At 66.9% G+C, this 14,444-nt stretch carries 12 protein-coding genes; 5 read left to right on the top strand and 7 right to left on the bottom strand.

What is annotated here, in order from left to right:
* The 4 genes from ACQY80_RS09790 to ACQY80_RS09805 form a co-directional block, all read right to left on the bottom strand.
* Positions 1 to 939: a DUF979 domain-containing protein gene (locus ACQY80_RS09790; protein WP_428678694.1), complete on the bottom strand. Its 939-nt coding sequence runs from the start codon at positions 937 to 939 to the stop codon at positions 1 to 3.
* Complete coding sequence (locus tag ACQY80_RS09795; protein ID WP_428678696.1) at positions 936 to 1,607, bottom strand: DUF969 domain-containing protein; 672 nt, start codon at positions 1,605 to 1,607, stop codon at positions 936 to 938. The genes ACQY80_RS09790 and ACQY80_RS09795 overlap by 4 nt, the downstream gene beginning before the upstream one ends.
* Before the next feature lie 203 nt (positions 1,608 to 1,810).
* The gene (locus ACQY80_RS09800; RefSeq protein ID WP_428678698.1) at positions 1,811 to 5,416 is read right to left on the bottom strand and encodes a hydantoinase B/oxoprolinase family protein; all 3,606 of its coding nucleotides are present in this window, start codon (positions 5,414 to 5,416) and stop codon (positions 1,811 to 1,813) included.
* On the bottom strand, positions 5,400 to 7,019 hold the full coding sequence (locus tag ACQY80_RS09805) for a CHASE domain-containing protein (RefSeq protein WP_428678701.1): 1,620 nt from the start codon (positions 7,017 to 7,019) through the stop codon (positions 5,400 to 5,402). The genes ACQY80_RS09800 and ACQY80_RS09805 overlap by 17 nt, the downstream gene beginning before the upstream one ends.
* 171 nt (positions 7,020 to 7,190) lie before the next feature.
* On the opposite strand from ACQY80_RS09805, the gene ACQY80_RS09810 reads away from it, so the two are divergent.
* Together ACQY80_RS09810 and ACQY80_RS09815 are read left to right on the top strand one after the other, a co-directional pair.
* Positions 7,191 to 7,841, top strand: coding sequence for a glutathione S-transferase family protein (locus tag ACQY80_RS09810; RefSeq protein WP_428678704.1), 651 nt, complete (start codon positions 7,191 to 7,193; stop codon positions 7,839 to 7,841).
* A gap of 59 nt (positions 7,842 to 7,900) precedes the next feature.
* Positions 7,901 to 8,461 (top strand): hypothetical protein, encoded by a 561-nt coding sequence (locus ACQY80_RS09815; RefSeq protein ID WP_428678707.1) that lies wholly within the window; start codon positions 7,901 to 7,903, stop codon positions 8,459 to 8,461.
* Here the strand turns inward: ACQY80_RS09815 and ACQY80_RS09820 are convergent.
* A complete protein-coding gene (locus ACQY80_RS09820) occupies positions 8,404 to 9,981 on the bottom strand; it encodes an ABC-F family ATP-binding cassette domain-containing protein (protein WP_428678710.1) in 1,578 nt (525 codons plus the stop codon). The two genes, ACQY80_RS09815 and ACQY80_RS09820, sit on opposite strands and share 58 nt — an antisense overlap.
* Before the next feature lie 211 nt (positions 9,982 to 10,192).
* Here ACQY80_RS09820 and ACQY80_RS09825 point away from each other — a divergent pair, with 211 nt between their 5' ends.
* Entirely contained in the window at positions 10,193 to 10,369 is a 177-nt protein-coding gene (locus ACQY80_RS09825; protein WP_428678713.1) for a hypothetical protein, read from the top strand.
* A gap of 38 nt (positions 10,370 to 10,407) precedes the next feature.
* Here the strand turns inward: ACQY80_RS09825 and ACQY80_RS09830 are convergent, their stop codons facing one another.
* Positions 10,408 to 11,064 carry a helix-turn-helix domain-containing protein gene (locus ACQY80_RS09830; RefSeq protein WP_428678716.1) on the bottom strand — a complete coding sequence of 219 codons (657 nt, stop codon included), beginning with the start codon at positions 11,062 to 11,064 and terminating at the stop codon, positions 10,408 to 10,410.
* Positions 11,065 to 11,194: 130 nt separating this feature from the next.
* Positions 11,195 to 12,166 (bottom strand): magnesium and cobalt transport protein CorA, encoded by a 972-nt coding sequence (locus ACQY80_RS09835; RefSeq protein WP_428678718.1) that lies wholly within the window; start codon positions 12,164 to 12,166, stop codon positions 11,195 to 11,197.
* A gap of 162 nt (positions 12,167 to 12,328) precedes the next feature.
* On the opposite strand from ACQY80_RS09835, the gene ACQY80_RS09840 reads away from it, so the two are divergent.
* A complete protein-coding gene (locus ACQY80_RS09840; RefSeq protein ID WP_428678721.1) occupies positions 12,329 to 12,706 on the top strand; it encodes a BlaI/MecI/CopY family transcriptional regulator in 378 nt (125 codons plus the stop codon).
* Positions 12,703 to 14,385: a M56 family metallopeptidase gene (locus ACQY80_RS09845; RefSeq protein WP_428678724.1), complete on the top strand. Its 1,683-nt coding sequence runs from the start codon at positions 12,703 to 12,705 to the stop codon at positions 14,383 to 14,385. Before ACQY80_RS09840 ends, ACQY80_RS09845 begins: the two co-directional genes overlap by 4 nt.
* Positions 14,386 to 14,444 lie beyond the last annotated feature (59 nt).

A 14,444-nucleotide genomic window follows, 5' to 3' on the forward strand; every position in this document is an offset into this window, starting at 1 on the left:
TCAGAAAGCAAACAGGTAGATGAAGAGGATGTTGACCGCGAGCAGCGGGACTGCGGTACCGATCTGTGCCTTGATCACGCCATAGGGGTTTTTGAGTTCGAGCAGCGCGGCGGGGACGAGGTTGAAGTTCGCCGCCATCGGGGTCATCAGCGTGCCGCAGAAGCCCGCGAGCATGCCGATCGCCGCGACGACCGCCGGATCGCCGCCATAATGCTTGATGAGCAAAGGCAGACCGACCGCCGCCATCATCACCGGAAAGGCGGCGAACGCGTTGCCCATCACCATGGTGAAGAGCGCCATGCCGAGCCCGAAGGCGAGCACCGCGCCGAACAGGCTGCCCTGCGGGATTGCGGTGCCGATGAGGCCGCCGACGACTTCGCCGACTCCGGCGAGTGCGAACACCGCGCCGAGGCTGGCGAGCATCTGCGGCAGGATCGCGGCCCAGCCAACCGAGTCGAGCAGGCGGCGGCCCTGTTGCAGCGGGAGCAAAGGCGGTGGTTTGAGGCGCGTCATGCCCACGGCGAGCGCGATGATCACGCCGCAGGCGAGCGAGATCAGCGTCGCCTGCTTGGGATCGGCGAGACCGGGCACCCATTTGAAGAGCAAGGTGCCCGCGAGCGCGACCGCGGGGATGATGAGGGCAACCAGCAGCAGGAAAGGACCATGCCTCTCGGCCCGTTCCGCCTGCACCTCGACAGGAACCTCGCCGCCGGCCGCGCGGCCGGTCAGGCCGGTGCCGGCGATTGCGACCAGCGCGAGGACGAGCAGGCCGTTGCCGAAATCGCCGAGATAATCGCCGCCGATCATCGACAATGCGAGAAGGCCCCAGAAGGCGGCGTTGCCGAAGCGCTTGCGATTGCCGCGATCGTAGAGGCCGAGCAGCGCGAAGGCGGCGAAAGTCCAGCCGGCGAGGATATAGACGAAATCGAGCGTGATCATGCGCCCGCCTCCTGCTTGCGCATGCGCCTGTCGAGGCGCCCGAGGCGGAAGCTGTGAATCAGGAAGGCCGCGATTGCGGTGGGGATGGCCCAGAGCGAAAGGTGAAGCGGCTCGATCTGATAGCCATAGCCTTCGAGGATACCGCGCATCAGCAGGATCGAACCGAAGGCGAGGAAGATGTCCTCGCCGAAAAAGACGCCGACATTGTCGGTCGCGGCCGAATAGGCCTTCACTTCCTCGCGCTCGTCGTCGGTGAGCGCCGGGCACTGCGCCTCGGCGGCCGCCTCGGCCATCGGGGCGACGAGCGGACGTACGGTCTGGGCATGGCCCGCGACCGAAGTGAGGCCGACTGCGGCAAAGGCCTGACGCAGGAAAAGATAGCCGGTGAGCAAACGCCCGAGCGTTGCGCCCTTCAACCGGCCGATGATGTTGCGGGCGTGCTGTTGCAGGCCGTACGCTTCGAGCAGGCCGATGACGGGAAGGACGATCCAGATGATCGAGACATAGCGCGTGTCGTTGAATGCCTTGCCGAAGGCCGCGATAATCGCGGTTACGTCGAGCCCCGCGGCGAGGCCGGTTGCGAGGGCCGAGGCCATGATGACGAGCAGCGGATTGAAGCGGAGCAGGAAACCCGCGATGATGATGGCAATGCCGATCAGGACGAGCATGGCTTAATTCCCTCCCCCTCGATGGAGGAGGCAGCGAGACTTGGCGGCTTGCCGCCTAGTCGCAGTGGTGGGGGTGCGTTGTCGACCTGAGTTGGTCGTGCGTGGACGTGCCCTCACCCTCATCCAACTTCGCCTAATCGCTTCGCGATAAGGCTGCGTATCCTTCCCCGATCGAGGGGGAAGGAGGATTTGCGCCGCTGCCGTCAATTGTCGTCCCCTGCCTTCCCATAGCCGCCGCCGCCCGGCGTTTCGATCACGAAGACGTCACCTGCTTGCACATCGGCGCTTCCGGTGGCGGCGAGCATCTCGACCGAACCGTCAACGCGTTCGACCCGGTTGCTGCCGGGCGCGGCGTCTTTGCCGCCAGCAAGGCCGGAGGGCGCGATCCGGCGGCGGTTCGCGAGAATGTTCGCGGCCATGGCTTCGCGGAAGCGGATGCGGCGGGTCGCGCCGTCGCCGCCGCGCCATCGGCCCGCGCCGCCCGAGCCTTTGCGGATCGAAAATTCCTCGACGATGACGGGGAAGCGCGTTTCCATCACCTCGGGGTCGGTCATGCGGCTGTTGGTCATATGCGTCTGGATCACGCTCGTCCCGTCGAAGCCGGGGCCGGCGCCCGACCCGCCGGCGATCGTCTCATAATATTGATGGGCGGTGTTGCCGAAGGTGAAATTGTTCATCGTGCCTTGGGCGGGCGCCATCGCGCCGAAGGCGGCGAACAGCGCGTCGGTGATGACCTGGCTCGTCTCGACATTGCCCGCGACGACCGCAGCTGGATAGGTCGGCGAGAGCATGGAATCTTCGGGAACGATCAGCGTGACCGGAGCAAGGCAGCCCTCGTTCATCGGGATCGGATCGTCGAGCATGGTGCGCAGGACGTAGAGGACGGCGGCGCGGACGACGGGTGCGGGCGCGTTGAAATTGTCGGGGAGCGTCGCCGACGAGCCGGTGAAATCGATGGTGACGTGGCGCGCCTCGCGGTCGACCTTCACGGCGACCGCGACTTCGGCGCCATTGTCCATCGCGTAGGTGAAGGCGCCGTCGTCGAGGCGCGCGATAAGCTGGCGAACAGCGGCTTCGGCCTGACGCTGGCCGTGGGCCATATAGGCGGCGACAGTCCGGGCGCCGTGCGCGGTGGAGAGGTCGGCGAGCGCGCTGGCGCCGCGCTGGCAGGCGGCGACCTGTGCCTTGAGGTCGGCGATGTTGAGCGCGGGATTGCGGGCGGGCCAGTCGCTGTCGAGAAGGTGCGCGTGGACGTCGGCGTCGAGGAAGCTTCCGTCGTCGACGATCAGCACATTGTCGAAAAGGATGCCTTCGTCTTCGATGCTCTTGCTGTCGGGGGGCATCGAGCCGGGGGCGATGCCGCCGAGGTCGGCGTGGTGCCCGCGTGTGGCGACGAAGAAGGCGGGGGTATCGCTTTCTATGAACACCGGCATGATGACGGTGATGTCGGGGAGGTGGGTGCCGCCGTCGTAGGGGGCGTTGAGCGCATAGGCATCGCCACGTTTGATACCGCGGCCATCGCCCGTGCGCTGGCGCAATATCGTGCGCACGCTTTCGCCCATCGAACCGAGATGCACCGGCATATGCGGGGCGTTGGCGACGAGGCGACCCTCGCTGTCGAAGATCGCGCATGAGAAGTCGAGCCGTTCGCGGATGTTGATCGACGAGGCGCTGTGCTGGAGCGCGCCGCCCATTTCCTCGGCGATCGCCATGAACAGGCTGTTGAAGATTTCGAGGCGGATCGGGTCGGGTGTGGCGAGATCGTCGCGTATGACCGCAGCGACATTCGCTGTGCGGGCGCGGGCGAGGAGCAGGGTGCCCTCGTGCTGCACCTCGGCGCGCCAGCCCGGCTCGACGATCGTGGTCGAAAGCGCGTCGATGATGATCGCGGGGCCGGCGATGGTTCGGCCGGCGGCGAGAGCGCCGCGCTGGTAGAGCGGGATGTTGCGTGGCCCTCCGGCGAGCCAGGCGGTGACGGTTTCAGGGGGCGTGCCGGCCGCGGCGGCAAGCGGTTGCAGCGTCGCTGGCGCATCACCGGTCTCGGTCAACTCGACACGGATGCGGTCGACGACGAGGCTGTCATGCGGGGCATAGCCGAAGCGCTGGCGGAAGGCGGCGGCGAAGGCGGACGCGACATCGGCGGGTGAGCCGGGCGGGAGTTCGATCGCATTGTCGCTGTCGGCGAGGCGGACGAAGAGCAGGGTTTCGCGGCTTGTCCGGGCGTCCGGTGCGAGATCGGCACGGGCCGCGTCCGACAGTTCTGCCTCGGCGGCGGCGAGTGTTGCGGCGCATGCTGCGTCGAGCGGTATCGCCAGCGTGCGCTCGCGGATCGCCGACGGCCGGGCGAGGCCCATGCCATAGGCCGAGAGCACGCCTGCGAGCGGGTGGAGCAGGATCTCATCGACGCCGAGCGCGTCGGCGACGAGGCAGACATGCTGGCCTGCGGCACCGCCAAAGCCGACAAGGCTGTAGCCCTGCGTCAGATCATGGCCGCGCGCGATGGTGATGCGCTTGATCGCGTTCGCCATCTGCTGGACCGCGATGCTTAGCAGGCCTTCGGCGAGCGCTTCGGGGGTGATATTGCCGACCTCGGCTGCCAGCGCCGCGAATTTCTCGACCACCACCTCGCGATCGAGCGGCTGGTCGCCGTTCGGGCCGAAGAGGTTCGGGAAATGATCGGCCTGGATCTTGCCGAGCAGGACGTTGCAGTCGGTGACCGTCAAGGGCCCGCCGCGGCCATAGGCGGCGGGGCCGGGGTTCGCGCCGGCGCTTTCGGGGCCGACGAGCAGGCGGGCGCCGTCCCAGCGGCAGATCGAGCCTCCCCCGGCGGCGACCGTGTGGATGCGCAACATCGGGGCGCGGATGCGTGTGCCCGCGACTACGCCCTCATTGTCGCGTTCGAGCCGGCCGGCATAATGGCTGACATCGGTCGAGGTGCCGCCCATGTCGAAACCGATCAGGCGGTCCTTGCCGAGCGGCGCGGCGCTGCCGACCATGCCGACGATCCCGCCCGCGGGGCCCGAGAGGATCGCGTCGCGGCCGTGGAAGGCCGATGCAGAGGCGAGCCCGCCCGAGCTCTTCATGAATTGCGGGTCGATGCCTCCATCAACGTTGGCGCCGAGCTGGGCGACGAACTGATCGACATAGTGGCGCAGCACCGGCGAGAGATAGGCGTCGGCGAGCGTCGTGTCGCCGCGACCGACGAGCTTGATGAGCGCGCTGACGTCGTGGCTGGTCGAAATCTGGGTGAAGCCGGTCTCGCGCGCGATGGCGGCGAGGCGTTGTTCGTGCGCGGGAAAGCGATAGCCGTGCATCAGCACGATCGCGATGCTGGACAGCCCACGGTCGCGCGCGGCTTGCAGCAATGCGCGTGCGGCGCTCTCGTCGAGCGGGGTCAGGATGTCGCCTTCGGGACCGACGCGTTCGGCAATTTCGGCAACCCCGGCGTGCGGCGGCGGGGTGCGGTCGAGTTTCCGCGCGAAAAGGTCTGGGCGGTCCTGATAGCCGATCGTCAGCGCGTCACCGAAGCCTTTGGTGATCGCGAGCAGGGTTGGCTGACCCTTGCGTTCGAGCAGCGCATTGGTCGCCACGGTGCTGCCCATGCGGATCGCGAGCGGGGGCAGGTCGCCCGTCCCGGCGCTGGTCAGGTCGCGGATCGCATTGACCGCGGCGTCCCCCGGGCGCGCGGGGTCTTCGCTGAGATATTTGGTGGTGACGACGGCGCCATCGGGGCCGCGCGCGACGACATCGGTGAAGGTGCCGCCGCGGTCGATCCAGATGTGCCAGCGATCGTCAGATGGTGGAGCCATTGTCCGGCCATCGAATGACGATGGCGAGGCTGTTGTCAACGGCTGTGCGCTGCCAGCTCCCCTTGAGCTGCCGTTCGATCAGCGAGCGGATGAACTGGGTGCCGAAGCTTTCGGTGCCGATCTCGGGCGTCGCGGCAAGATTGCTCTCGATCCAGCGCAGCTCAATGTCGCCGTCGCTACGCCGCCAGTCGACCGCAAGGTCGCCATTGCCCGACAGCGCGCCATATTTGATGCTGTTGGTCACGACCTCGTGCAGCGAGAGCGAGATCGTCTGCGCGGCATCGTCGTCGAGCCGGACTTCGGGGCCGGTGACGCCTGCCTGCCGTTCGGCCGACCAGCCCGCCAGTTCGAGCTCGCGCCGGATGATCGCGCCCAGCTCGACGAAGCCGACGGCGCCGGTGACGAGCATCTGCTTGGCATCCGACAGCGCGCGCAGGCGGCCGTCGAACTTCGCCTCGAAATCCTTGAGGTCGCTCGACTCGCGCAGCGTGATCCGCGCGAGCGCGCCGATGCGGGCAAAGGCGTTCTTCATCCGGTGCGCCATTTCGCCGATCATCAATTCCTTGTCTTCGGCGTGGCGTGCCTGCTCCTCGGCAAGTGCCTGCGCCGCGCCGACGCGGCGTTGCTGAACACGATGGAGCTGGGTCGCGAGGATCGCGAGGAGCAGACCGAAGACGAAGATGCCGAACGGCCGGCCCAGCCGTTCGAGCAGACGGCCATAGGAAATCCGCATCGTCCATTCGCGGTCGGCGACGCGTATTTTCTGTTCGTGCGCGTCCCAGCCGATCTTGCCGTGACGATAGAGCAGCTGCGCGTTCGGGCCGTCGCCGGCATAGACCTCGATCCCCGTGATGCCGTTGATCTGCTCGCCGAGCACCGCCTGCATCATGTCCTGCGCGCGGAACGGAGCATAGATGAACGCCTCGACCGGGCGCGTCCCGGGGCGCGTCGCTATGTTCGTCAGCGGCGAGACAGGCTGGCGCGTATAGACGGGGATATAGATCAGGAACCCCTTCTGCTTGTGGGTCGCGGCGCGTTCCTGTGCCAGCGACACGACCCCGCTCACGGCGGGCTGGCCCGTCTGCCAGGCGCGGCGCATCGCGGCGCGGCGCGTGGGGTCGCTGTACATGTCGAAGCCGAGCGCGACCTGACGGCGCGGCGTATAGGGTTCGACGAGCGTGACGACGAACCCGATTTTCTGGTCGGTCGCCGCGGGCCACACCTTGATGTCCTGCCCATAATTCTGGCGCAGCTGCGCCTCCGGCAGGTCGGGAATGCCGGCGGGCATCGCAGCGGCGATGCCGATGCCCTCCATCCCGGGGGTGCGGATCTGCGGCTGGAGCGAGGAGAGATATGCGCGGATACCGGGGCCGCTCGAGCTCGGATCGGACTGATAGAGCGCGCGGACGCCTTCGAGTACCGCGACATGATCGCGTAGGCGCATGTTGACCTGCATCGCGACCCGCGAGGCTTGATCGGCCTCCTCGGACTGGTTGTAGAGAAAGCTCGCCGCCGACGCGACGATCGCTGCGAGCAGGATGACAAGTCCGACAAAGCGGACGAGCAGCCCCATCAGCCGGTCTGCCCAGGTAGAAGGGCGCATAATATGAATCCCGCTGATTGCTGCCGCAGCAGCGCCCCCCTCCGGATGCCGTGTTCCATGCCGGGCGCGCGATAGCAAGATTATTTCGTCGCCGTTCCGGTGGTGCCCTACGGGTTGCGGCGGGCAACCTTTCGCCTATGCTGGCGGCCGGGAACGAGGAGGAGAGACGCGATGATCATCTATGGTTCGGTGGTATCGCCCTTTGTGCGCAAATTGCTGGGCTTTCTGGGCGAAAAGGGCATCGATTTCGAGCTGAAGGGCGTCGGCATCGGCGATCCCGATCCGGGGTTCCGCGCCGCCTCGCCGCTCGGCAAGATGCCCGCGATGGACGACGACGGCTATCTCCTCGCCGATTCGAGCGCGATCATCCACTATCTCGAAGCGAAATATCCCGAGCCCGCGCTGATCCCCGCCGACCCGCAGGAGCGCGGGAAGGTCATCTGGTGGGACGAGTTCGGCGACACGGTGTTCGCGGCGTGCAGCGGCAAGATGTTCTTCAACCGCATCGTCTCGCCCAAATTCCTCGGCCGCGAAGGCGATCTGGCTGCGGCGGCGCAGGCGGAGGCCGAAGAACTGCCGAAGTTGCTCGACTATCTCGAAAGCGCGATCCCCGCGTCGGGCTATCTGGTCGGCGACCGCCTCACGCTGGCCGATCTGGCGGTCGCGTCGCCGCTGATGAACTTCCGTCATTGCGGCGCATGCATCGATGCCGCCGTCCATCCGAAGGTCGCGGCGTGGAGCGAGGCGATCCTGTCGCGCCCCAGCCTCGCGCCATGGGTGGCGAAGGAGGAACGGCTGATCGCGAAGGTGCTGGCCGCCTGATCGCTGAGACTTTCTTAAGGCGGACGATCTAGCATTGGCCGCGAAGGAACCGACCGACCTTGCGACACCGATACCCCCTGCCGCTGCATCACAGCTGGCCCTTGTTCGAAAGCGCGCAGCATTTCGACCTTGGCTGGACCAACCGCGCGAGCGTGCGTCCACCCGAAGGGAAAGCCGCTGCGACCTTCGATAATGAGGAGGCGATGGCGCGGATGGGCGTCGGGCTGTGGCGATGCGATCTGGCGGACGACCGGCTGACCTGGTCGGACACGGTGTTCGACCTGTTCGGGTTTCCGCGCGAGGCCGCCATCGCGCGCGCCGATGCGGTGGCGCAATATTGCGAGGGATCGCGCGTCGCGATGGAGCGGCTACGCGCGCATGCGATCACCCACCGGCGCGGCTTCACGCTCGACGTCGAACTCGGCGGAACCTTGCCGCGCTCGCGCTGGATCCGCCTGATCGCGGCTCCCGTCTGCGAAGGCGATACGGTCGTCGCGTTGCACGGGCTGAAATTTCCGGCGCCCGACCATGGCGGCTGGCTGGACGACGATCCGCCGCCGCGTCAGCCGAGCGCGATCTCGCGCGTGATCCCGATCGCGTCCAGGAACACGGGGTCGTGACTGACGACGAGTAGCGCGCCGTCATAAGCCGCAAGACCGGACTCGATCGCCGCGAGCGAGTCGAGGTCGAGATGATTGCCCGGTTCGTCGAGAATCAGGAGCTGCGGCGGCTGCGGCGCCCCGAGCACGCAGGCGAGCCCGGCGCGAAGCATCTGGCCGCCGCTGAGTTTGCCGACGCTATGGTCGGCGGCCTCGGCCCTGAAGCGAAACCGCGCGAGGGCCGCACGGCACTGGTTGTTGGTCGTTCCCGGATTCAGCGCGAGGAAATTGCCGGCGATCGACAGCATGGGGTCGAGCAGCGAGACGCGCTGGTCGAGCATTGCGAACGGCACCGGCACCCGGACATTCCCCGCCCATGGCGTGAGCGTTCGGGCGATCAACGCCAGCAAGGTCGATTTGCCCGCGCCGTTGGGGCCGGTGATCGCGATCCGTTCGGGACCGGTGACGGTCAGCGACAGGCCATCGATGATCGGCCGGCCCTGCTCATATCCGGCAACGACATGATCCAGGTCGAGGACGGTGCGCGAGGCGGGAAGGCCGGTGGACGCGAGCCCGGCGGACAGCGGATCGACGATTTCGATCCGGCCGCGCGCCGCCTCCAGCGCCTGTTGGGCCTCGCCGCGCTGGCGGTCGGCCAGCCGGGTGGCGGAGGCGCGCGTTTCCTCGGCGCGGCGCTTGAGGCCTCCGATGATGATTTTCGGCATGTCGCCGCGCGCGGCCTTGCGGCGGCCGCCGGCGTCGCGGCGGTCCTGCTTCTCGGTCGCGGCCTGGGCCTGACGGCGGGCGTGATCGATCCGCTTTTCGGCCCCGGCAAGTTCGGCTTCGGCCGCCGCCTGTTCGATATCCTTGCGTGCGCGATAGGCGCTCCAACCGCCGCCATAGCGTGCGGCGCCGAGCGAGGTCAGCTCGACGATCGCGTCCATCGCCTCCAGCAATTCGCGATCATGGCTGACGATGATCGCCCCGCCATGCCAGCCGCGAAGCAGGCCCTGCACCGCAGCCCGCCCGGCGCGGTCGAGATTGTTCGTCGGCTCGTCCAGCAGCAGGAAATCGGGCTCGGCGAAGATCGCGCCGGCGAGCGCGGCGCGGGTGCGCTGGCCGCCCGACAGCGCCGTGAGCAGCGTGTCGGCCGGCAGCGGCAGGCCGACGGCGGCAAGCGCTTCGTCGATGCGCGCCTCGAGCGTCCAGTCGGCATCGCCGATTTCGTCGACGCTTGCCTCGCCCGCTTCGGCCTTTCGGAGCAGCACGAGCCCGGCGCGCGCGCCGAACAGGTCGGCGATGCTGTCCTGCGGGTCGACCTGCACCGTCTGGCGCAGCATCGCGACCGTCCCGTCGATGGCGATGGTGCCCGACGATGGTGTCAGGTCGCCGGTCAGCAGACGCAGCAGCGTCGATTTGCCGACGCCGTTGCGACCGACGATGCCGGTGCGTTCCGTCTGAAAGGCGAGGTCGAGGTCCGAAAGGACGGCGCGGCCGTCGGGCGTGGACCAGCTGATATTGGCGAGGGTGATCGAGGACATGGATACAGCTTTCCTGAAGGCAAGGCTTGCGGGCGATGCGGTCAGTTCAGATCCATGATCCTGTTCACTCCTTGGGGGTTGGATGAGGCGGAACTATAGGGCGGATTCGCGAATGGGCAAGGGGCGAGCGAGTGGCGACTTAGGGGTGGGGAGCGGACGTTGACCCGAAGTGCCGGCCCTCTTAGCGTGATGGATAAGAAGGGGGCGGCAGATGTCTGACTACGAAGATGCAGCGAAGATTATCGAAGACGCTTTACGAGCAGAAGTTGTGTTAACCGGGGGATTTATTCGGCTTCGACCCGCTACCGATGAAGTGATTGCACTCAATATCATGGAAGCACTTAGTGTTGCCGGATTTGAGATCGTTCGTAAGACCGACAGCGAATAGCTGTCCACAATCGGTCGCTAGCGGTCGTCACACCATGTCTATAATTCGATGATGATCCGCACCTTGGCTTCGCTGGTGCCCATCGCGAGCGCGATCTGGCGGCGGCTCCGGTCGATCAGGTCGTGGAGTTCCTCGGGCGCGTGATCGCCGAGCAGTTCGGACGCCTGCACGCCCAGAATGTCGGCGAGCGCCGCCATCCGGCCATGCTTCGGGCGCGCGCGGCCCTTTTCCCAGCCCGATACCGACGGGGCGCTGACGCCCATACGGTCGGCGACCTCGGCCTGATTGAGCCCGGCACGGACGCGGAGGCGGTGCAGGCGGGCGCCGAAGGCTTCGTCCTCCGCGCTCGGGACAGGCTCCTCGTCATGGGTGACCGCGCTGCGGAGCTGCGCCGCGCTGAGCGCCGCCTGCGAAACCGGCGCGTCGAAGCGGCATCCGATCAGGCGGTCGCTGACCCAGACCACGGTCGCAGAGCTGTCGCCGGCATGCGGCAGGTCGATCTCGATCCGGTCACCGGCCGACAGATCGACGTCGCTTTCCAGCAGCAGGCCGCTCTCGGAAATATTGTGGATCAGCACCTTGATGCCGCCGCCGCCGTTCTGCGTCCCTTCGGCGGGAAGGCTGAGCTTGCGGCGAGCGCTGCCGCGCGCGTCGGCGCCGGGCGCCGCGGGGAGAAAATATCCGGAAATGGCCATGGAAGAAGGTGTCGGGGCAAGCCGTTAAAAGAAGGTTAGCATCGGGCGCCCCGGTCCGGCACGTCGGTGTAAAATGCGCCGGAGCGCCGCAAGTTGCATCGCGCCCCGATTTTTATGCCAAACCGATGAGTCAGAGCCAGCCGATATGTTTAAATCGCCAGAAGAGAGAGCCGGAGCCGCCAAAGATCAGTGCGAGGGCGAAGGGATAGCCGAATTTCCAGCTCAGTTCGGGCATGAGTTGGAAATTCATGCCGTAAATGCCCGCGATCGCCGTCGGCACAGCAAGGATTGCGGCCCAGGCGGCGAGTTGGCGCGTGATGGCGCCCTGGCGTTGCTGTTCGAGGAGGGAGTTGGTGTCGACGACCGAGGCCGCGACCTCGCGGAGGCCCTGCAGGCGGAATTCGGCGCGTTGCACATGGTCCCATATGTCGCGGAAATAGGGACGCACCGCGTCGTCGATCCACGGCAGGTCGTCGGTGCCGACAAGGCGGTTCGCGACATCCTTCATCAGCCCGACGATGCGCTGGAAGCGGATGATTTCGTGCCGCTGCGAATAGAGGTGACGGATTTCGCCGGCATCGAGCGGCGTGTCCATGACGCTTTCCTCGACCAGCAATAGCCGGTCCTCGATCGCGTCGATCACCGGGAAATAGCCGTCGACGATGAAATCGAGGATGGCATAGAGGACATAGTCGGGGCCGTGCGCCAGCTTGTGCGGCAGCGTTTCGAGCCGCGCGCGCACTTCGGTATGCGCGCGCGCAGAGCCGTGGCGGACGGTGACGGCGAAGTGGCGGCCGAGGAAGATCGCGGTCTCGCCCCCCTGGATCGTGTCGCCGTCGAGATTGCCGGTCGCGGCGATGATGAAAAGCTGGTCGCCATACACCTCAACCTTTGGAAGCTGCTTCGCCTTCAGCGCGTCCTCGACCGCGAGCGGGTGCAGGCCGAAGCGCTTGGCGATACCGCCGAGCTCTTCCGGCGTCGGTTCGTAAAGGCCGAGCCAGAAGAAATCGTCAGTGTCGCAATCCTCTGGAATGACGTCATCGGGTCCGAGTTCGCGGACGAGTTTGCCCTGATGATAGTGGCGGGCGGCCATGATCGGCATCGGCGGCGTTTCCTTCCTTGCGTTGCGCTCTCTTAGTCGGTGGTGGTTGCGGGGGAAATGGTCTTGCGGCGTCGCCGATGTGTGTTGGTCCGATAAATCGCTTGCAAGGCATGCGCTACAAATGTAGCACGCTACAAATGTAGCGCATTGGAGTGATTCGCGATGCTGTCCAGTTTACCGCCGCGGGAACGCGAGATTGTCGATGTCCTCTATGAACGGGGCGCCTCGACGGTGACCGAAATCGGCGAGGCGCTGACCGACGAACTGTCGGGTTCGGCGATCCGCGCCATGCTGAAGCGGCTCGAGGCGAAAGGCTTCGTGGCGCGCGAGGCGTCCGAACGCGGCTTCGTCTATGCGCCGAGCGTGTCGGACAAGACCGCGCGCAAGTCGGCGTTGAGCCAGGTCGTTCGCGTCTTCTTCAACGGATCGGCGACCAGCGCCGCGGCCGCGCTGCTCGGGATGCAGGACGAGATGAGCAACCAGGAGCTCGACGATCTGGAAAAGATGATCGCGAAAGCGCGCGAAGGGAAACCGTCATGATCACCACTGCCATGCTGCTGGGCCTTGCCTGGAAATCGGCGCTAGTCGCGGGTCTGACCCTGGGCCTGCTGCGCCTTGCACGGTCGCGCTCGGCCGGCGAACGGTCGATGATCGCGCACGCCGGGATCATCGCGCTGCTCGCGCTGCCTGCCGCGATGCTGCTGCTGCCTTCGTGGACGCCGCTTCCCGAAAGCTGGAGCGTTGCGGCGGAGCCTGCCACGGTCGCGCTGCCGCCGGTTGCGACGGAGGCGATGCAGGCCGGACCCGTGGTGTCGGCCGCGCCGGCGGCGAGCGAGACGGCGGGCTTCGCGTTGCCGGAGGTCGGCGATCTTGCGCCCTTTCTCTATGCGATCCCGCTGGCGCTGCTGTCTGGAATGATGCTGATCGCGGTGATCCGGCTGTTCGCGATGCGCGGCCGTGCCGAGGTGCTGACCGAGGGGTCGTGGCTGTCGGCGCTGGCCGAGGCGCAGCGGCGGATGGGCTTCAAGCACGGCACCGCGCTGCTGGTCAGCGAGGAATTGCGCTCGCCGATCAGCTGGGGCGTGCTGCGCCCGACGATCGTGCTGAGCCCCGTCGCGGTCGAAGCGGTGGGCGAGGCCGAAGCGATCATCGCGCACGAACTGGCGCATGTTGCGCGGCTCGACTGGGCGAAGCTGCTCGGCGCACGCACCGTCTGCGCGCTCTTCTGGTTCAACCCGCTCGTGTGGATGCTGGCGCGCGAGAGCCATCAACTGCGTGAGGAAGCGGCCGATGATGCGGTGCTGATGGCTGACATCGACGGTCCCGATTATGCGACCTTGCTCGTCGGCGCGGCGCGTCACGACAATCAGGGGGCGCTTATGGCCGCGCATGGCGTCGCGCCGGGCAAGGGCAGCCTCAAGCGCCGGATCACCCGCGTGCTCGACGGCAGCCTGAAGCGCGGTCCCGCCAGCGCGAGCTGGATTCTGATGAGCCTGGTGCTGCTGGCCGGGATCACCGCGCCGCTCGCCGCTTTCTCGGCGACCGCCGACCAAAAGGCGACGGAGGTCTCCCCGGTTCCTCCGCTCGCCGCCGTCCCGGCCGTGGCGCATCCGTCCGCCACGGCCGTGGGCGCTGCCCGGAGCGAAGGCGAAGCTGCGATTGCCGCCGCGAGCGCGTCGCACAAGCCGCTGACCGCCGAACAGCTCGTCAGCATGCGCGCGGTCGGGGTGACCCCCGAATATGTCGAGCGGATGCGCGAGCAGGGCGGTTCGATGGACCCCGACGACATCATCGCCGCGAAGGCGACCGGGGTCGACGCTGCCTATGTGCGCGCGATGCGCGGGGTCTTCCCCGGCGCCGACATGGACGAGATCATCGGCGCCTCGGCGCTGCATATCGAGCCCGGCTATGCCGCCGAGATGAAGAAGCAGTTCCGCGATCTGTCGATCGACGACCTGACCGCGATGCGTGCCATGGGAATAACCGGCGACTATATCCGCAAGATGCGCGGAGCCGGCTATTCGGTGAAGGATGCCGACGCCGCGATCGAGCTGCGCGCCACCGGCATGATGGCCGGACCGAAGCGGCAGACGACGATCCGCACCGACGAAACGCGGGTCGATGTCGGACCCGGCGGGATCGAGGCGCGCGCCAACGGCCGCGTCGCGCGGATCGCGGTGCCCGAACCGCCCGAGCCGCCGGCGACCCCCGAAAACTGACGTTCGGACGTTCGTCCAACCCCGACTTCCGTTGATCGAACCCCTGTTTTGAATTGCCG

This window comes from Sphingopyxis sp. (assembly GCF_965279755.1).
In the GTDB taxonomy this organism is placed as follows: Bacteria; Pseudomonadota; Alphaproteobacteria; order Sphingomonadales; family Sphingomonadaceae; genus Sphingopyxis.